Below are 18350 nucleotides of genomic sequence, written 5' to 3'. Positions count from 1 at the left end.
CGTCACCATGTTCCTTTCCAATTTCAGTATCAAGCGCCCCGTCGCGACGGTCGTGCTGATCGTCACGCTGATGTGCGTCGGCCTGCTGGCCCTGAGCAAGTTGCGCGTCAACCAGGATCCCGACGTCGAGATTCCGTTCATCGTCGTCGCCATTCCATACCCGGGCGCCTCGCCCGAGACGGTCGAGCGGGAAGTGCTGAACCGCATCGAAAAATCGCTGCAGAGCATCACCGGCGTCACCGAGATCAACGGTACCGCCGCCGAAGGCTCGGCAACGATCCTGATCAAGTTCACCTTCGAGCGCAACCTGATCGAAGCGTCGGACGATATCCGCAACGCGATCGCCTCGGTGCGCTACAAGCTGCCGCTGGAAATGCGCGAGCCGGTATTGCAGCGCATCGACACGTCGGCCCAGCCGATCATGCAGCTGTCGCTGTCGTCCACGGCGCAGACCCATGCCGAGATCTCGCGCCTGGCCGAGGACGTGCTGGCCGAGAAGTTCCGCGGCATCGATGGCGTGGCCACGGTCAACGTCGACGGCGCACTGCGGCGCGAGCTGTCGGTGCTGCTGAAGGCCGAGAAGCTGCGTGAATACAATGTGTCGATCACCGACGTGACCAACGCGCTGCGCATGCAGAACACCAATGCGCCGGTCGGCAAGCTGCGCGGCGCGCTGGACGAAAAGAGCATCCGCCTGGTGGGCCGTATCGAGCGGCCCGAGGAGTTCCAGTCGGTCGTGGTCAAGCGTAATGGCGATGAGGTGGTGCGGCTCGGCCAGGTGGCCACCATCGAGGACGGGTTTGCCGAAGTCAACGGCCTGTCGATGCGTTCCAACCAGCCCAACGTGGGTATCTCGATCATCCGCTCGCGCGACGCTTCCACCGTGTCGGTCTCCAAGCTGATCCATGCGATGGTCAAGGAAATCGAGCCCACGCTGCCCAAGGGCACCACGCTGGAGATCACCAACGACGGTGGCGAGGATGCCCAGAGCAGCCTCAACAACGTGATCGAGGCACTGGTGCTGGGTGCCGGGCTGACCATCTTCGTGGTCTACGCTTTCCTCAATTCATGGCGCTCCACGCTGATCACGGCGCTGTCGCTGCCCACCTCGGTGATCGCCGCCTTCATCGGCGTCTGGCTGTGCGGCTTCACGCTGAACTTCATGACGCTGCTGGGCCTGTCGCTGGCCATCGGCGTGCTGATCGACGACGCGATCGTGGTCCGGGAAAACATCGTGCGCCACATGCAGATGGGCTCCGACCGCCGTACCGCCGCCATCAACGGCACCAACGAGATCGGGCTGGCGGTGGCCGCCACCACGTTCTCGATCATGGCCGTGTTCATCCCGGTGGCGTTCATGCCGGGCATCACCGGCGAATGGTTCCGGCCGTTCGCACTGACCGTCACCGCGTCCGTTGCCGTGTCGCTGCTCATCTCGTTCACGCTCGACCCGATGCTGTCGGCCTACTGGGGCGATCCGCCGGGCCACCACGATGCGCCGCGCAAGGGCATCGAGAAGGTGCTGCAGCGCTTCAACCATTGGTTCGACCACCAGGCCGACCGCTACGGCAACGTGATCGCCTGGGCACTGCATCACCGGCGCTGGATGGCCGCGATCGCGGTGGCCAGCTTCGTCGCCGCCATCGGGCTGCAGATGAAGTTCGGCGGCGGCTCGTTCCTGCCGACCACCGACTTCGGCACCATCATGATCGACGTGCGCACGCCGTCGTCCTCGAGCCTGGAGTATTCGAAGCTGAAGATGGTCAAGGCGGCCGAGATGGCGCATTCCATCAAGGAAACCAAGGCGACCAGCACCTACGTCAACCTGACCGGCGGCCGCATCTACGTGGACATCGGCAAGAAGAAGGAGCGCGACCGTTCCGCCACCGACGTGGCCAAGGAGTTGCGTGAAAAGCTGGCGCAACTGGTCGGCGCCGAATACACAGTGCTGGAAGACCTGAACAACGGTGCGCGCAAGCCGGTGCAGATCGAATTCATGGGCGAGGATTCGCGCAAGCTGATGGAACTGACCAGCCGCTTCATGGATGAGCTGAAGAAGGTGCCGGGCGCGGTCGACGTCAGCCTGTCCGAGCAGGACCCGAAGGATGAGCTGCAGATCGAACTGAACCGCGGCCTGGCGAATTCGATGGGCATCGGCGCCGGCGATGCCGCCTCGGCGCTGCGCGTGGCCTTTGCCGGCATCGAAGTGGGCGACTGGGTCGACCCGACGGGCGAAACGCGTGACGTGGCCGTGCGCCTGGCGCCGGAAGACCGCACCAATGCGCTGAACATCGAGCGGCTGCCGATCGCCGTGTCCGGCACCAACCAGATGGTGCCGCTGGACCAGATCGCCACCGTCACGATGGGCAAGGGCCCGGCCAAGATCCAGCACAAGGATGGCAAGCGGGTGATTTCCGTGTCCGCCAATGTGCAGGGCCGCTCGCCCGGCGAGGTGACGGCCGACGCGATGAAGCTCGCCAAGTCGATGGACTTCCCGCCGGGTTACGGCCTGGCCGTCGCCGGCTCGGGCAAGGACATGCAGGAAGTGTTCACGCAGATGGGCATCGCGCTGGTCGCCGGTATCGGCTTGATGTACCTGATCCTGGTGATCCAGTTCGGTTCGTTCACCGCGCCGGTGGCGGTGATGCTGTCGCTGCCGCTGTCGCTGATCGGCGTCGTCGTCGCCCTGCTGCTGACGAAGGGCACGATCAACCTGATGAGCCTGATCGGCGTGATCATGCTGATGGGGCTGGTGGCGAAGAATGCGATCCTGCTGCTGGACGCGGCGCGCAAGCGTGAAGAGGAGGGCTATGGCAGGGAGGATGCGCTGATGTATGCGGGCCGCATGCGCCTGCGGCCGATCCTGATGACGACGTTCGCGCTGATCGCTGGCATGCTGCCGGTGGCCATCGGCCACGGCGAGGGCGGCGAGTTCTACCGTCCGCTGGCCGTCTCGATCATCGGCGGCACGATCACGTCCACCGTGCTGACCCTGCTGATGGTGCCCACGTTCTACGACAGCATCGAGATCACCCGCGACCGCATGTTCGCCAAGTTCAGCCGCCGCGCCGAACGCAGGAACGTGGCTGTTGCCGGCGTGCTGACGTTCATCGAAGCCATCCTGGCGCTGACGTTCGTGCGCCTGGTCTATCGCCTGATCATGAAGGCCGTGCACAAGATCACCGGCCGCGGCACGAAGACGCCGCCGCCGATGGCTGAAGCCGCCTGATCGCTACCGTCTTTCTCCATTGGGGCCGCCACAAGCGGCCCTTTTTTTCGGCCATTGTTTCCTTGGACCGGGGTCAGACCCCGGTTTTGAGCAACGTTTCACGGGATACGTTGTTGGGAAGCCTGTCCATCTGGTTTTTTGAGACCAAAACCCCGTGCTTGTCTAGCAGATTGATCAATCAAATTGTTACTAAAGTTGTTTTGATACATGTTGCAGTGCGGGGAAACGAACGCTCGTATCAAAATTTTCTGTGGTGTAGTATGCTCGCCCCGCAGCCCCAGCCGTGAGAGGGGAGCAATTATTCGAATGGCAAGAATAGACAGCGAGACTATCCGTGAACAAAAAATACCTGACCCTGATCATCATGGCCGCGATGGCGACCGTGTCCGCGACCGCCGGCGCATCCGGCTACCGCTTCGGCTCGCAGAGCGTGTCGTCGCAAGGTACGGCCGAGGCAAACGGCGCCGAGGCGGCCGATGCGTCGACGATTTTCGCCAACCCGGCGGGCCTGTCGCGGCTGGAAGGCCGGCAATTGATGACCGGCGTGACCGGCCTGGTGCCGCATTCCACGTACGCCGATAGCGGCTCGACCCGTTTCACCGGCACCAGCACCCAAGGCACGCGCCTGCAGGACGATTACGCGCCCACTGCGGTGGCCGCGCCGTCGCTGTACTACAGCCAGAAGCTGAACAGCCAATGGACCGCCGGCTTCGGCATGTTCGTGCCGTACGGCGCCAACCTGTCGTATGACTGGGACTGGTCCGGCCGCTACGCGCTGACGAACATGAAGCTGACCGCGATCGCGCTGAATCCATCCATGGCATTCAAGATCAACGAGCGCCACTCGTTCGGCTTCGGCATTACGGCCGAGTTCATGAAAGCCAGCCTGGGCCAGATGGTCGACGTGCCCGGTTCCGTGGCCGCGTCGCAGGCCGCCGGCACGGGTGGCGCGCTGATCCGCCAGATCGCCGCGCTGGGCGGCAATCCGGCCTTGCTGGCCCGCGTCACCGATGCGCGCGCCGAAGTCGAGGGCAAGGACTGGGGTTATGGCTTCAACGTCGGCTACCTGTACCAGCCGGCACCGGGCACCCGCTTCGGTATCGCCTACCGCTCGCACATCGATCACAAGCTGGGCGGTGGTGCCGACTGGGACTTCTCCACCGTGACCACCGACCCCATCGTGAATGGCGTCATCGAAGCGGCATCGCACCACGAGGATTCCGCTGCGCGTGTGAAACTGCGCACGCCGGAAACGCTGTCGGTAAACGGCTACCACGAGTTCGACGACCGCTGGGCCGGCGTGTTCGATGTCACCTGGACGCGCCACTCGCGCATGCAGAACATCAACATCGAGTTCCTCGGCACCGACAATGGCGACGAGGTGATCCGCCAGCAGTGGAAGAACACCGTGCGCGTCGCCCTGGGTGCGAACTACAAGCTGAACGACCGCGTGCTGCTGCGTGCCGGTATCGCCTACGACGAGGCGCCGGTGCGTAGCGACGAGCTGCGCCATTCGGCATTGCCGGATTCGGACCGCAACCAGCTGTCCTTCGGCGCCAACTGGAAGCTGTCGGACAAGTCCTCGATCGACGTTGCATACTCGTACCTCGACTTCAAGGAAGCGAACAGCAACTACAGGAACGACTGCCGTCCTGGCCTGCTGACCTGCACGGGCAATGGCGAAACCACGAAGGGTACCTGGCAGACGCACATGAACCTGCTGGGCGTGGCCTACAACTACAAGTTCTGATCGTCTTACCGCGGCATTCACAGCGGGTGCCGCCTCGGCGGCACGAAAAAAAGCCGGCACCTCGCGCGAGGTGCCGGCTTTTTTACTGATTGCCAGATCAGCGGTTCGGCGTGGTGCCGGAGGTGCCCGTGTCGCCGGCGGTGCCGGACGTGCCCGAGGTGCCGCCGGGCGAGGCTGGCGTCGTGGCGCCATCGGTCGGTGGCGTCGTGGTGGCGTCGGCCGGCGGGGTGGTGGTGTCCATGGCGCCGCCGGTCGTGCCGGCATCGCCGCTGGTGCCGCTGGCCGGCGGGGTGGCCGGAGCGGCCGGCGTGGTGCTCGTATCCGGCGTTACGGCGGGTGCCGTGGTGTCGGCCGGTGCCGTGTCCGCATTGCGGTCCTTGCAGCCGGTCAATGCGGCGGTGCCCAGCACGGCGGCCAGGATCAGGGCGGACGATTTACTCAGCTTGATCATTTCGACTCCTTAAAAAAGTGGGGTAGTGGTGCAACCCCCAGTTGTCGTAAGACCGCCAGGATGGTTGCCGGTTCAATGACATGCCTGATAGTAAGTGCCGCTATTCCCTCAGGCTGGGGCTAGCGTACGCAACAGGGCCGGTATTTCGGCCGAAATCTCCCGCGCCAGGTAACCCAGCACGCCATACCGGATCGACAGCTGTTCGCCGGCGGAAGCATGCAGCGCAACGCCCCACGCGGCAGCCTGCTCCAGTGTGGCGCCGCGTGCCACGAGGCCGGCAATGATGCCTGCCAGCGTGTCACCCGAGCCGGAAATGGCCAGGCCGACATTGCCGCCCTGGTGTTGCCACTGCTGGCCGTCCGGCGTGGCGATCACGGTGGTGGCGCCCTTCAGCGCCACGATCGCGTTCCAGCGCCGTGCGGCCTCCTGCGCCGCCTCGATCGGGGCGTCGCAGATTCGTTCCTTGTCGCGCCGCGTCAGGTGCGCCAGTTCGCCGGCGTGCGGCGTCATCAGCACTGCTTCGCGGAAGCGGAAATGTTCCATGTCCTTCGGCTCCTCCAGCAGGTGCGGTTCGCCTTGCGCCCGCACCGCGCCCATCGCCGCCGCATCCAGGATCACGGGGGTGCCGGCAAAGCGCGGCAGCAGCGCATGCACCAGTTCCGCGGTGGCCGCATCGTCCTGCATGCCCGGCCCTACCAGCAGCGCGCTGGTCTTGCCGGCCAGTTCGCCGAGCCGCCGCGCCGCTTCCACCGTGAACCCGCCGGCGCTGGTTTCGCCCAGGCCGATCACGCGGGCCTCGGGTATCGCGGTCGCCACCAGCGGCGCCACCGTGGCCGCCGTGGCCATCGTCAGCTTGCCGGCGCCGGCCCGCAGCGCGGCGGTCGCCGCCAGCATCACGGCACCGGGCATTTCGCGCGAGCCGCCCACGATCAGCACGTGGCCGCGGCCTTCCTTGTCGTCGTCGAACGACGGTTCGGGCAGCGCCCATTCCCGTAACGTGGCGGCGGTGATTTCGGTTGTCATCGATGCTCCTGTCGTCACGATTTGGGGGCCGCCGGCTGGTCCTTGCTTTTCGTGACCGGCGTGCCGGTGGACGTCAGCGGCGCAACGAAGTTTTCCAGGTCGAGCACGAGCTTGCCCCGCTTGCCGGCGGCCGGATCGAAACGGTAGGACGTGACGCTGCAGTTCGGCACGTCGGCGGCACGGTCGATGGCGAGGATCGCGTCTTCGTCCATGCGTTCGAGCAGATAGCGGCAGCAGTTGACGATCACCTGGTGCCCCACGATCAGCACGCGCTCGCCGCGGTATTCGCGCGTGATCATCTCGAGCACGCTGCGCAGGCGCAGGATCACGTCGCACCAGCTTTCGCCGCCAGGTGGCCGGAAATAGAACTTGCCCACGTGGCGGCGCTGCTCGTGCAACTCGGGAAACTTGTCGGCAATGCCCAGCGGCGTCAGGCGGTCGATGATGCCGAACTCCTTTTCGCGCAGCCGCTCGTCGGTCACCACCGCCAGCAATTCATCGCGATCGAGGCAGTCGATTATCGCCTGGGCCGTCTCGCGCGCCCGCAGGTAAGGCGAGAACAGCACCACGTTCGGCCGCTGCTCCGGCGGCAACGCACCGAACCATTGCCCCAGCGCAGCCGCCTGGCGTTCGCCCAGTTGCGACAGCGGCACGTCCATGTCCCGTTCGGCGATGTCGATCAGAAACTGTGAGGCAGCTTCGGCTGCTTCACGCGCGACATTGCCGGCACTTTGTCCGTGCCGCACGATCCACATCTGTTGGGGCCACTTTTGTTCCATTGCCGTCCGTCTCAGAATTCGGTTTGCGAATACTAGACGAAACTGCAAAACGGTGGCGCGAGATGGCGCCCAACCGCGCGCGCCGGCGCGGCATCGCTTCCTCAGGCGGGCGTGGTTTCCGATTCGATATCCGCATCCGCATCGGCGTCGCGCTCGAACACGGCCACGTCGGTCTCGCCCATCACGCGCGAAGTCAGCGTGCCCGCCGTGATCGCGCCGGAAACGTTCAGCGCAGTGCGGCCCATGTCGATCAGCGGTTCGATCGAGATCAGCAGGCCGGCCAGCGCCACCGGCAGGTTCATCGAGGAAAGCACGATCAGTGCGGCAAACGTGGCACCGCCGCCCACGCCGGCCACGCCGACCGAGCCGATCGTGATCACCGCCAGCAGCGGCAGCAGGAACGATACGGTAAACGGATCGATGCCGACGGTGGGCGCGATCATCACGGCCAGCATTGCCGGATAAATGCCGGCGCAGCCGTTCTGGCCGATCGTGGCGCCGAACGACGCCGAGAAATTGGCGATGCCTTCCGGGGTGCCGAGCCGCTGCACCTGCGTCTGCACGTTCATCGGGATCGCGCCGGCGCTGCTGCGCGACGTGAACGCGAACGTCAGCACCGGCAGGATCTTCCTGGCGAAGCGCAGCGGGTTCAGTCCGGTACCGGCGACGATGGCGAGATGCACGCAGAACATCAGCAGCAGTGCGCAATAGGAGGCGGCCACGAAGCCGATCAGGTCGAGGATGTCGGCATAGCTGGACGTGGCGACCACCTGGGCCATCAGCGCGAAGATGCCGTACGGCGTCAGCCGCAATACCAGCGTCACGATGCGCATCACGATCGCGTGCGCCACCTTTACCGCATGGTCGAACGACACGAACAGCTCGGGCTTCTTGTCGGCGATGCCGATCGCCGCGATGCCGACGAACACGGAAAAAATGACGACGGCGATGGTGGACGTCTTGCGCCCGCCTGTCATGTCGAGGAATGGATTGGCCGGAATGAACGACAAGATCATGTTCGGCAGCGAGATCGCCTGCGCGTCGGCCAGCCGTCCTTCGAGGTAGGCGCCGCGTGCCACTTCGGCGGCGCTGGACGTCAGCCCCGCCGCCGACAGCCCGAACAGCTTGGCCATCAGGATGCCGATCGCCGCGGCGACCGCGGTGGTGGCCATCAGCGTGCCGATCGTCAGCGCGCTGATCTTGCCCAGCGACTTGGCATCGCGCAGCTTCATGATCGCCGCCACGATCGACACCATGATCAGCGGCATCACGATCATCTGCAGCAGCTTCACGTAGCCGGTGCCGACGATGTCCAGGTATTCGCCGGTGGTCTTGACGATGGCGCTGTCGGCGCCGTACATGGCCTGCAGCGCCGCGCCGGACACCACGCCCAGGCCGAGCGCCGTGAACACGCGCACGGTGAAGCTGGCATGCCGGCGCTGCTGATGGTACAGGAACCCCAGCAGGAGCAGGGCGGCGGCGAGATTGAGCAGAACGGGGAACGTCATCGTGATCCTGACCGGTGGATGGGGTAATCGGGGTAATAAAGTTTGGTAACCGAGCAATGCCCGCCTGCGAAATCGTTGCAACGGCATTGCTTTGACGAATTTTACCGCCGTCCCGCCGCTCGCGTGCGACCGCTCTTGCCGTGCCCATGAGAATATTGCCGCATATCCTTATGCATTGGAGCGCAATGAAATTTCTTCACAAGCTGTTTGGCGCCGGCCATATTGCCGTCGCCGTCTTCTTCCTGCTGTGCGGCGTCGCGCTCGTCGGCATGGCCGCCTGGGAACTCTGGACCGCGATGACCGCCGTGATCGAAGCCGAGGAACCGCCCCGCTTCGTGCGCGTGCTGGAGTGCGTCGGCCTGCTGACGATCGCCGTCGCGTCCTTCGAGCTGGGCCAGACGGTGCTGGAAGAAGAAGTGCAGAGGGAGGCCAGCACCAGCACGCCGACCCGGGTCCGGCGCTTCCTGTCGCGTTTCCTCGTCGTGGTCGTGGTGTCGCTGTCGATCGAATGCCTGGTGTCCGCCTTCCAGTCCCTGCACGGCCATCCCGAACTGCTGCCGCATGCCGGCGTGATCGGCTTGTGCGCCGCCGGGCTGCTGCTGGCCTGGGGTGCCTTCATCCGCCTCAACATCGCCGCCGAACACCTCGAACCGCAAGCCATGCAGGAAGCGCAAGCGGAGGACGACAAGATCGACACCTGAGCTGTCGTCGTGCGGCCACGGCGCCGGCAGTCGTGCTTAACGCCTGCACGAGGCGGCACTTCATGTAGCTCTCCAGCAACGGCACTTTGTCGGCGATCAATGGTGTGATTCGTCGACGAATGACTCGCCCTGGGCAGTGTTAAATTTCCATACGGAAATTTACTTCTCAGGAGGATTACATGACGGTCAAGTCTGGCGCTCCCCTTATTTTTGGTGGTTTTGCTGGCGATATACAGGAAGGGTCGGATTTCGGCGATATCTTCGTCGGTGGCTTCGGGCCGACGGGGGATGCCGGCCACGATGCCGTCTACGGTTACGGCGGCAACGATACGATCTTCGGCGCCGATGGCAACGATACGCTGGACGGCGGCGCCGGCAGCGATCTCGTCGATTACAGCGCGGCTCCGCGCGCCGTCACGGTCCATCTGGGCAATGGTACTGCCGAGCTGGCGCGGTCGGAATTCGATATCGATGGCAGCTTGACCGACCACGCCACGCTGGTGTCGATCGAGCGCGTGCAGGGCTCCGGGTTCGACGACAGTATCGTCGGCAGCGGCGGCGGCGATGTGCTGGCCGGCGGTGCGGGCAACGACACGCTTGACGGTGGCGACGGCATCGACACGGCCAGCTATGCTGGCGCGGCGGCCGGGGTGAATGCCAGCCTGGTGACGGGCGGTGCGAGCTCGACCGATGGTTTCGACCACCTGCGCCATATCGAAAACCTGGAAGGCAGCGGCCACGCCGACGTGCTGGCCGGCGACGGCGGCGCCAACCTGCTCGACGGCGGTGCCCGCAACGATGTACTGCGCGGCGGCGGCGGCAACGACACGCTGGTCGGTGGCACGGGTGACGATACCGCCGTGTTCTCGGGCAAGCAGGGCGAATACGCCATCATCACGCAAGCCGACGGCCGGGTGACCGTCAGCGACCTGCGCGCCGGCGAAGACGGTACCGACACCCTGGCCGGCATCCGCCACCTGCAGTTTTCCGATGGCACGCTGGACCTGGCCGGTATCGATCCGTTGGTGGCGGCCGATGCGCGGGCGCAATCCGTGACCGGCCTGGCGGATGGCTCCTACGTCATCGCCTGGCAGGCCAGCGATGCCGACGGCAGCGGCGTGTTCTGCCGCCAGTTCGACGCCGACGGCATGCCGCGCGGACCCGCCGCGCAGATCAATTCCGCCACGGCAGGCAACCGGGCCGTCCCGGTCGTCGCCGCGCTGTACGACGGCGGCTGGGTTGCCGTTTACCAGAGCGCCACCGCCAGCGGCTGGGACATCGCGCTGCAGCGCTTCAATGCCGACGGCAGCGTCAACGGGGCCGAAGTGGTACTGGGCAGCGCCGGCGACCAGACGGCGCCGGCCGTCACCGCGACCATCGATGGCGGCTTCGCCGTCACATGGCAGGCTGGCACCGACGTGCGCGTGGCGCGCTTCGGCTGGGATGGCGAAGCGCAGGCCGACGTCATCGTCAATGCCAGCACCGCCGGCGAGCAGGGCGCCGCCGCGATCGCGGAGCAGGACAACGGCTGCATGGTGGCCTGGCAGTCGGACAACGGCGGCACCCATGGCGTGCTGGTGCAGCAGTTCCGCTGGGATGGCGAAGCCATGGGCACCGAAGTCCGGCTGGCCACGACGGGCGTCGTCGGCAGCGTCGGCATTGCCACGCTGTATGGCGCAGCCGGCACGGTTGTCTCCGGCACGGTAGTCACCTGGGTCCAGGATGACGGCAACGCCGCCACGGCCGACGATGCCGTGATGGTGCAGCGCTTCGACGCCGGCGGCACGCGTGCAGGTAACCCGGTCGCGGTCGCCAGCACCGGCTTCCAGCACGACGCTGCCGTGGCGGGCCTGCGCGACGGCGGCTTCATCGTCGCCTGGGACAATGTCGCGGCCGACGGCACCACGGCGGTGATGGGGCGCCATTACCAGGCCGACGGCAGCGCCGCCGGTGCCGCGTGGCAGGTCAACCAGGTCGCCATTGCGGGCACCGTCACCGCGCCCGCCGTGGCCGAAGCGGCCGACGGCCATGTGGTCGTCAGCTGGACCACGACGGCGCCCGAAGGCGCCAGCCGAGTGTGGCAGCAGATGATCGACGATGGCGGCGCCGCCGAGTTCGTCGCGTCGAGCAGTCCGGGTCAGCCGCCGAGCGCATCCCGGTTCACCGTGCAGGCCGCCGACGAGCTGGTACAGGTCGCCACGCTGACCGGCGTACAGGATGCGCAGCTGGGCGACTTCGACCTGTTCAACGGGTATTAGCAGTACCGCGTCCCGCCCGGGCGCCGCTTCGCGCAGGCCAGGCGGCTTTTCTACGAGTGCAATGCGTGGCGCTGGCCCGGCCACGGCAGGCACCGCAGCGCGCGGCCGGCAAACAGCCCGTTGAACACGCCGTACAGGGTGCAGACCGCCGTGGCGAACAAGGTGTCGCCGGCCAGCGCCGGGGCGATCACGCAAACGATCGCCACGGCGTACTTCGTCGCGAACGTGGCCATCATCAGCGCCAGCGGCAGCCAGCTGCCGCGCTGCCGTACGGTCGTGGCGCCGGCCGCGTGCTCGGGATACGCCTGTTCCGTGAAGCGCCATGCAAGCAGGGTCGCGGCCGCCATGCCGGCCAGCCAGCCGGCTGCCGGCAGGCCAGCGATGCCGAAACGGCCGGCCATGTCGTGCAGCGACAGCGCCAGCAGTACCGCCGGGAGCACGAACACCTGGCGCAGCGGTATCACGCGGTCGCGGCTGGCGGCGATGCCGCGCCAGACCAGGACCGCCAGCAGCAGCCAGACGTGGAAGGGGGTGTAGGCGACGATCTGCTGCAGCATGGCGGTTCCTCAGGTTGGGTGGTCGATGAGGAGAGCATGCCCGGCAGTTCGTGTCGGGGCGAGGCCGTTGCGACGGAAACGGGCCGCCGGGCCGCGAAACGGGCCCGGGGCGGCGCGAAACAGCAGCGGCTCAGAAGCCCGGCGGGCGTTCCCCGGCCACGCCGGAGAGGCGTTCCAGGGCCATGCCGGCGCGCGCCATCGTGCCTTCGTCGAACAGCCGGCCGATCAGCGTGACGCCGTGCGGCACGCGCCGCGGCGGCGCGAACTTCGGCAGCGGCCGGGACGGGTGAGGAGCCCAGTCGCTGCGCGCCTCGGCGACCTGCACGAAACCGGTGCGCAAGGTCAGCGAAGGGTGGCCGGTATGGTTTGAGATCACCAGCATCTCGTCGCGCAGCGACGGCACCAGCAGCACGTCGACCTCCTCGAAGATGGCCGCCATCTGCTGTGCGACCATGCGGCGCATGCGGTCGGCCTGCACGAAGTCGACGGCGGACAGGAAACGCGCCTCGCGCAGCAGGTTCGGCCACGCATCCGGCGTCTGCTCGGAGAGCAGCTCCATCTTGCCGGAGAATGTCCACTCCTCGAACGCGGCGGCCGCTTCGGCGAACAGGATCGTGTTCAGCGATCCGTACGGCCAGTCCGGCAGCGCCACCGGCACCGGCTTCATGCCGGCCTTGCGGGCCAGCTCCAGCGCGGCGCGGTCGATCCCCTCCTTCATCCACTCGGGCAGGTAGCCGACGCGCAGGCCGCGTACCGGCACGGCGGGGTCGAAGTCGAGTTTCGCGTGCACGCTGGCCACGTCGCCGGCGTCCGGTCCGGCGATCGCGTCGAGCACCAGCATCGCGTCTTCCACCGAGCGCGTCATCGGGCCCAGCTTGTCGAGCGACCAGCACAGCGTCATCGCGCCGGTGCGCGGCACACGGCCGAACGTCGGACGCAGGCCGGTCACGCCGCAGCGCGTGCTGGGGCTGACGATGGAGCCGCCGGTTTCGCTGCCGATCGTGAACGCCACCAGCGCCGCCGCCATCGCCGCGCCGGGACCGGCACTGGACCCCGATGCGCCTTCCTCGGGCAGCCACGGGTTCATCGTCTGGCCGCCGAACCAGATGTCGTTCATCGCCAGCGCGCCCAGCGACAGCTTGGCCAGCAGCACGGCGCCCGCTTCGTGCAGGCGCGCGATGACGGTGGCGTCGGTGACGGGCGTGCGCTCCTTCAGCGGCTCGGCGCCCCAGGTGGTGGCGATGCCGGCCGTGTCCAGCAGGTCCTTCACGCCATACGGAATGCCGTGCAGCGCCCCGCGGTAGCGGCCCGCGGCAATCTCGCGGTCGGCGGCGCGTGCCTGTTCCAGCGCCTGTTCCGGCAGCAGCGTGATGATGGCGCGCAGGCGCGGATCGAACTGGCGGCAGCGCGCCAGGTAGATCTGCGTGAGACGCTCGGAAGTAAGCTTGCCCGCTTCGATCCAGCGCGACAGCTGCGCCACGCTGGCGTAGGCAATGTCGGCGTCGCTGCCCGGCAGGGCCCCGGGATCGGCGAAGCCGCGCACGAAGCGGGCGCGCGCCGGGCCGGCCTTCATGCCCGGCAGCAGCGGATCGAAGCGCGACATCGGTGCCACGCTGTCGTCGATGGCCACCTTGTTCGGGCCGGTGCGGCGTTTCGCCAGGCCGGCCAGCGTGGTGGGCCAGGCCTGGGCGGCCATCTGGCGCTGGGCCGGCGTCATGGTCACCTGCAGCAGCTTTTCCGCTTCCGCGAACGTGGCCGGGGATACCTGCGGCCCGGCGGGCGGCAGCGCGCCGAAGGTGGGTGGGGCACCGGCCGTAGCGGGCGGTTCGGCTGCGGTCGCGGCAGTCGCGGTAGCAGCCGTGGCAGTGGTGGCGGCCAGCAGGCCGAGCGGGGCATTGATCAGGAAGCGGCGGCGGTCGGTCATCTCATTTCGAAGTTTAATTGGCGGCGAACAGGGCAAATTCGCAGTGAAGTCTATCATCGGGGCGACAAGGCAGCGCCCGTTGCCCTATAGTTCCAGGTTTGTACCGTCAACATCAAGAGAAGGAGCCCGCATGCCCACCCTCAACATCAACGGCACCGACACCACGCTCGACGTGCCGGACGATATGCCCATCCTGTGGGCCCTGCGCGACGTGGCCGGCCTGACCGGCACCAAGTTCGGCTGCGGCGTGGCGCTGTGCGGCGCCTGCACCGTGCACCTGGACGGGCAGGCGATCCGCTCGTGCGTCACGCCCGTCTCGGCGGCCGCCGGCAAGAAGATCATCACGATCGAGGCGATCGGCAACGATCCGGTCGGCGCCCGGGTGCAGGAGGCCTGGCGCCAGATCGACGTGGTGCAATGCGGCTACTGCCAGTCCGGCCAGGTGATGGCCGCGACCGCGCTGCTGGCGGCCACGCCGAAGCCGAACGATGCCGACATCGACAACGCCATGTCGGGCAATATCTGCCGCTGCGGTACCTATGGCCGGATCCGCACCGCGATCAAGATCGCGGCGGGTACCGTGGTCGCCAACGCGGCAGTCAAATAAAAGAGGAACGCAATGGGCTCCATGACTGATGAAACCAATGAAAAACTGAGCGACAGCGCGACTGCCCGCCGGCGCTTCCTGCGCGTTGGCGCGGCCGCCGGCGGCGGGCTGCTGGTCGGCTTCGTGCTGCCCGGCTGCAACCGCAAGGAAAGCGACCGCCAGGAAGCCCCGCCGGAAAAGGCGGTGGGCCATGCCGCCACGGCTGTCTCGGAAGTGCCGCCGGGGCTGGCGCCAAACGCCTTCATCCGCATCGACCGCGAGGGGCTGGTCACGCTGATCATGCACAAGGTGGAGATGGGGCAGGGTACTTATACCTCGATCCCGATGCTGATCGCCGAGGAGCTCGGCGTCGACCTGGCCAAGGTAAAACTGGAACATGCGCCGGCCGACAACAACCTTTACAGCGACCCGCTGCTGGGCGGCCAGGTGACGGGCGGCTCGACGTCGATCCGCGGCGCGTGGAAGCCGCTGCGCGAAGCCGGCGCCGCCGCTCGCGCCGTGCTGGTGCAGGCCGCGGCGCAGACCTGGAACGTGGACCCCGGCACGCTGCGCGTGGCGAACGGCGCCGTGACGAACAAGGCCGGCAAGTCGCTGCATTTCGGCGAACTGGTCGACGCGGCGGCGAAACTGGAGGCGCCGAAAGCGGTGGCGCTGAAAGATCCGGATGCCTACACGCTGATCGGCAAGAAGCATGCGCGGCTCGATTCGGCACCGAAGGTCGATGGCAGCGCGCAGTTCGGCATCGACGTGAAGCTGCCGGACATGGGCATTGCCGCCGTGGCGGCCAGCCCCGTCATCGGCGGCAAGCTGATCGCATCGAACGATCCGAAGGCGCTGGCCGTGCCGGGCGTGCGCGAAGTGCTGAAGATCGGCAGCGCGGTGGCCGTGGTGGCGAGCAATATGTGGGCCGCGAAGCAGGGCCTGGCCGCGCTGGCGCCGCAATGGGAATCCGGTGCGAACGCGAACGTGACCACGGCAGGCATCGTGGCCGACATGATGGAAAAATCCAAGGCCGGCGGCGCGGTGGCGGCCGACGAGGGCAACGCGCTGAAGGAGCTGGAGGGCGATGCCAAGGCCGGCCGCAAGATCGAGGCGATCTATGAAGCTCCCTTCCTGGCGCATGCGACGATGGAACCGATGAACTGCGCCGTCGACCTGCGCGCCGACGGTTGCGACCTGTATTGCGGCACCCAGGTGCCCAGCCTGGCGCAGGGCGCCGCCGCCAAGCTGACCGGCCTGCCGCTGGAAAAGGTGAAGGTGCATAACTTCTACCTGGGTGGCGGTTTCGGGCGCCGCCTCGAAGTCGATTACGTGACGCAGGCGGTGGCGTTCGCCAGGGCGCAGGCCAAACCGGGGCCCGTGAAATTCGTCTGGACGCGCGAGGAAGACATCCAGCACGACATGTACCGCCCGTATTACGTGGACCGCCTTGCCGCGAAGCTGGACGACAAGGGCATGCCGCAAGCATGGTTCCAACGCGTGACGGGCTCGTCGATCATGGCGCGCTTCGCGCCGCCGGCCGTGAAGAACGGCGTCGACCCGGACGCCGTCGAGGGCGCGGCCGACCTGCAGTATGCGATTCCCGCGCTGCGCGTCGAGTACCTGCGCCACGAGCCGCCCATCCCGACCGCCTTCTGGCGTGGCGTGGGGCCGACCCACAACGTGTTCGTGGTCGAGAGCTTCATCGACGAGCTGGCGCACGCGGCGAAGCAGGACCCGGTGGCCTACCGCCGCGCACTGCTCGACAAGTCGCCGCGCCTGCTGGGCGTGCTGAACCTGGCCGCGCTGAAGGCCGGCTGGACCAAGCCGTTGAAGGCGGTGGCCGGCCGCAAGGTGGGCCGCGGCGTGTCCGCCCAGTTCGCGTTCGGCAGCTACATGGTGCAGATCGCCGAGGTGTCGGTCGGCCCGGAAGGCGACGTGGCCGTGCACCGCGTGGTGTGCGCGCTCGATTGCGGCCAGCCGGTCAACCCGGACGGCATCGTGGCGCAGATGGAAGGCGGCATCGTCTTCGGCCTGACCGCCGCGCTGTGGGGCGAGATCACTCTGGACGGCGGCAAGGTGGTGCAGACCAATTTCGGCGACTACCGGATGATGCGCATGAACGAGGCGCCGAAGGTGGAGGTGCATATCGTCGCCAGCAAGGACGAGCCGGGCGGCATCGGCGAGCCGGGCACCTCGGGCATTGCACCGGCGCTGTGCAATGCGATCTTCGCCGCCACCGGACAGCGCATCCGCAAGCTGCCCGTGTCGGCGTCGCTGAAGAAGGCCTGATCTACGCGGCTCGGCGGGCACGGCGGCGCGCCAGCGCGCCAACGCCCGCCAGGCCACCCAGCAGCATCAGTCCGGCCGAGGGTTCCGGCACGGCGCTGATGCTGATGTCGCCCATGCTGCCGACGGTGAGGCTGTATGCCCCGGCATCCTCGTCGAAGTAGCCGGTCAGCACATAGACATAGTTGCGGCCCGGTTCCATGAACACCTCCATGCCCGTGAAGTTCCGGCCATCGGCGCTGGCATTCATCAGGTTCTCGTGCGGCTTGTCGGGATCGAACGAGCCATCGTAGAAGAAGGAGACGCAGCTGTATTCGCAGCTCGCCATGAACGAGTACATCCAGTTGCTGGCATTGCCGCTGACGTTGAACGCCTGGTAGGACACGCCCGTGATCCACGGGTACGATTCACCTCCCCAATCGCCCGGGCGTACGAACGTGGGCATGCCGCTGGTGTCGCCGGTCAGCGTGACGATGTCGGCGGCCGCCTGCTGGACGACGCCGGCCAGCAGCAGCGCGGCGGCAATGGTATTGCGAAGAATGGTACGCATCGTTCTCTCCTGATCAGTAGGTGGCAAGGGCGGCGGAAGCGCCACGGCGGCGGCGCGCCGCCATGCCGAGCCCGGCCAGCCCGGCTCCCAGCATCAGCCATGCGGACGGTTCCGGTACGGGAGTGAGCGGCGAGATCTCGAACATTCCGTCGCCGGACACCGTGGTACTGAAGAAGCCGGACGTCGTGGCGTCCTCGCCCGAGATCACCAGTGTGAAATGGCCGACGTCCAGGGGGCCATGGAAATAGGCGGTGAAGTAGCCGAACGCGTTGCCATCGGCGAACAGGAAATTCTGTTGCGGATTCGCCGCGTCGAATGCCCCGGTGTAGATGTACATCGAGCAGTCGAAAACGCAGGTGGTGGCGAAGGTCACGTTCTCGGCCGACTCCAGGATGTTGATATCGAATGCGCGGTACGTCGTGTCGGGGTAGGTCCAGCCGACTGGCGGCCAGTAGAACGGGTCCTCTTCGATCCGGTCCCAGGTCGGCCCGCCGGTGGTGTCGCCGGTGAAGGTGGTGATGGTGGCGCCGGCCTGTTGCGCGAGGCCGGCCAGCAATGCGGCGCCGAGCAGGGCGCGGCGCAGGAAGAATGTCTGCATTGAAGAAGTGCTCCTATCAGAACGGTCGAACCGGTCGAGTCCGCCGCAGGCAGGCATGGCTCGTGGCCATCCTGCCGGTGGTCGGCGTACCGGCATGAGGTAAGTACTTTATTGGATAGCGCTATCATCATGGCTGCCAGCGTCGAC

14 protein-coding genes are annotated in these 18350 nt (G+C 66.8%); 6 read left to right on the top strand and 8 right to left on the bottom strand.

Annotation, left to right across the window (positions count from 1 at the left end; genetic code table 11):
- Positions 1 to 7: 7 nt before the first annotated feature.
- Both ACY34H_RS13820 and ACY34H_RS13815 read left to right on the top strand, forming a co-directional pair.
- Positions 8 to 3229, top strand: a complete 3222-nt coding sequence (locus ACY34H_RS13820) for an efflux RND transporter permease subunit (protein ID WP_464978058.1) — start codon at positions 8 to 10, stop codon at positions 3227 to 3229.
- Positions 3230 to 3563: 334 nt separating this feature from the next.
- Positions 3564 to 4979: an OmpP1/FadL family transporter gene (locus tag ACY34H_RS13815; protein WP_464978057.1), complete on the top strand. Its 1416-nt coding sequence runs from the start codon at positions 3564 to 3566 to the stop codon at positions 4977 to 4979.
- A gap of 97 nt (positions 4980 to 5076) precedes the next feature.
- Here the strand turns inward: ACY34H_RS13815 and ACY34H_RS13810 are convergent, their stop codons facing one another.
- From ACY34H_RS13810 to ACY34H_RS13795, 4 genes are all read right to left on the bottom strand, one after another.
- Positions 5077 to 5430: a hypothetical protein gene (locus tag ACY34H_RS13810; RefSeq protein ID WP_464978056.1), complete on the bottom strand. Its 354-nt coding sequence runs from the start codon at positions 5428 to 5430 to the stop codon at positions 5077 to 5079.
- A 108-nt stretch (positions 5431 to 5538) separates the two neighbouring features.
- Complete coding sequence (locus ACY34H_RS13805; RefSeq protein ID WP_464978055.1) at positions 5539 to 6453, bottom strand: NAD(P)H-hydrate dehydratase; 915 nt, start codon at positions 6451 to 6453, stop codon at positions 5539 to 5541.
- A 14-nt stretch (positions 6454 to 6467) separates the two neighbouring features.
- Complete coding sequence (locus ACY34H_RS13800; protein WP_464978054.1) at positions 6468 to 7232, bottom strand: histidine phosphatase family protein; 765 nt, start codon at positions 7230 to 7232, stop codon at positions 6468 to 6470.
- A 101-nt stretch (positions 7233 to 7333) separates the two neighbouring features.
- Positions 7334 to 8740 (bottom strand): L-cystine transporter, encoded by a 1407-nt coding sequence (locus ACY34H_RS13795; RefSeq protein WP_464978053.1) that lies wholly within the window; start codon positions 8738 to 8740, stop codon positions 7334 to 7336.
- Positions 8741 to 8925: 185 nt separating this feature from the next.
- Between ACY34H_RS13795 and ACY34H_RS13790 the strand changes: the two genes are divergently transcribed.
- Together ACY34H_RS13790 and ACY34H_RS13785 are read left to right on the top strand one after the other, a co-directional pair.
- On the top strand, positions 8926 to 9441 hold the full coding sequence (locus tag ACY34H_RS13790) for a hypothetical protein (protein WP_464978052.1): 516 nt from the start codon (positions 8926 to 8928) through the stop codon (positions 9439 to 9441).
- Positions 9442 to 9620: 179 nt separating this feature from the next.
- On the top strand, positions 9621 to 11699 hold the full coding sequence (locus ACY34H_RS13785) for a hypothetical protein (protein ID WP_464978051.1): 2079 nt from the start codon (positions 9621 to 9623) through the stop codon (positions 11697 to 11699).
- A 50-nt stretch (positions 11700 to 11749) separates the two neighbouring features.
- On the opposite strand, the gene ACY34H_RS13780 is transcribed toward ACY34H_RS13785, so the two are convergent.
- Both ACY34H_RS13780 and ACY34H_RS13775 read right to left on the bottom strand, forming a co-directional pair.
- Positions 11750 to 12256 carry a DUF6622 family protein gene (locus ACY34H_RS13780; protein WP_464978050.1) on the bottom strand — a complete coding sequence of 169 codons (507 nt, stop codon included), beginning with the start codon at positions 12254 to 12256 and terminating at the stop codon, positions 11750 to 11752.
- A 130-nt stretch (positions 12257 to 12386) separates the two neighbouring features.
- Entirely contained in the window at positions 12387 to 14180 is a 1794-nt protein-coding gene (locus ACY34H_RS13775; RefSeq protein ID WP_464978049.1) for an amidase, read from the bottom strand.
- A gap of 130 nt (positions 14181 to 14310) precedes the next feature.
- On the opposite strand from ACY34H_RS13775, the gene ACY34H_RS13770 reads away from it, so the two are divergent.
- Together ACY34H_RS13770 and ACY34H_RS13765 are read left to right on the top strand one after the other, a co-directional pair.
- A complete protein-coding gene (locus ACY34H_RS13770) occupies positions 14311 to 14787 on the top strand; it encodes a (2Fe-2S)-binding protein (RefSeq protein WP_464978048.1) in 477 nt (158 codons plus the stop codon).
- Between the two features lie 12 nt (positions 14788 to 14799).
- Complete coding sequence (locus ACY34H_RS13765; RefSeq protein WP_464978047.1) at positions 14800 to 17058, top strand: xanthine dehydrogenase family protein molybdopterin-binding subunit; 2259 nt, start codon at positions 14800 to 14802, stop codon at positions 17056 to 17058.
- 1 nt (position 17059) lies between these two features.
- Here ACY34H_RS13765 and ACY34H_RS13760 read toward each other — a convergent pair whose 3' ends face one another.
- Entirely contained in the window at positions 17060 to 17605 is a 546-nt protein-coding gene (locus ACY34H_RS13760) for a PEP-CTERM sorting domain-containing protein (RefSeq protein ID WP_464978046.1), read from the bottom strand.
- Between the two features lie 13 nt (positions 17606 to 17618).
- Complete coding sequence (locus ACY34H_RS13755; RefSeq protein WP_464978045.1) at positions 17619 to 18203, bottom strand: PEP-CTERM sorting domain-containing protein; 585 nt, start codon at positions 18201 to 18203, stop codon at positions 17619 to 17621.
- Between the last annotated feature and the right edge of the window lie 147 nt (positions 18204 to 18350).

The organism is Pseudoduganella sp. jia 9 (assembly GCF_055502615.1).
Note: the sequence above shows the minus strand (reverse complement) of the source record. Positions and strands in the feature narration are given on the sequence as shown.

What these genes read in the sequence shown, in the direction of transcription:
- ACY34H_RS13820 (WP_464978058.1), top strand. Translation starts at nt 8, where the DNA reads ATGTTCCTTTCCAATTTCAGTATCAAGCGCCCCGTCGCGACGGTCGTG.
- ACY34H_RS13810 (WP_464978056.1), bottom strand. Translation starts at nt 5,430, where the DNA reads ATGATCAAGCTGAGTAAATCGTCCGCCCTGATCCTGGCCGCCGTGCTG.
- ACY34H_RS13805 (WP_464978055.1), bottom strand. Translation starts at nt 6,453, where the DNA reads ATGACAACCGAAATCACCGCCGCCACGTTACGGGAATGGGCGCTGCCC.
- ACY34H_RS13800 (WP_464978054.1), bottom strand. Translation starts at nt 7,232, where the DNA reads ATGGAACAAAAGTGGCCCCAACAGATGTGGATCGTGCGGCACGGACAA.
- ACY34H_RS13795 (WP_464978053.1), bottom strand. Translation starts at nt 8,740, where the DNA reads ATGACGTTCCCCGTTCTGCTCAATCTCGCCGCCGCCCTGCTCCTGCTG.
- ACY34H_RS13790 (WP_464978052.1), top strand. Translation starts at nt 8,926, where the DNA reads ATGAAATTTCTTCACAAGCTGTTTGGCGCCGGCCATATTGCCGTCGCC.
- ACY34H_RS13785 (WP_464978051.1), top strand. Translation starts at nt 9,621, where the DNA reads ATGACGGTCAAGTCTGGCGCTCCCCTTATTTTTGGTGGTTTTGCTGGC.
- ACY34H_RS13780 (WP_464978050.1), bottom strand. Translation starts at nt 12,256, where the DNA reads ATGCTGCAGCAGATCGTCGCCTACACCCCCTTCCACGTCTGGCTGCTG.
- ACY34H_RS13775 (WP_464978049.1), bottom strand. Translation starts at nt 14,180, where the DNA reads ATGACCGACCGCCGCCGCTTCCTGATCAATGCCCCGCTCGGCCTGCTG.
- ACY34H_RS13770 (WP_464978048.1), top strand. Translation starts at nt 14,311, where the DNA reads ATGCCCACCCTCAACATCAACGGCACCGACACCACGCTCGACGTGCCG.
- ACY34H_RS13765 (WP_464978047.1), top strand. Translation starts at nt 14,800, where the DNA reads ATGGGCTCCATGACTGATGAAACCAATGAAAAACTGAGCGACAGCGCG.
- ACY34H_RS13760 (WP_464978046.1), bottom strand. Translation starts at nt 17,605, where the DNA reads ATGCGTACCATTCTTCGCAATACCATTGCCGCCGCGCTGCTGCTGGCC.
- ACY34H_RS13755 (WP_464978045.1), bottom strand. Translation starts at nt 18,203, where the DNA reads ATGCAGACATTCTTCCTGCGCCGCGCCCTGCTCGGCGCCGCATTGCTG.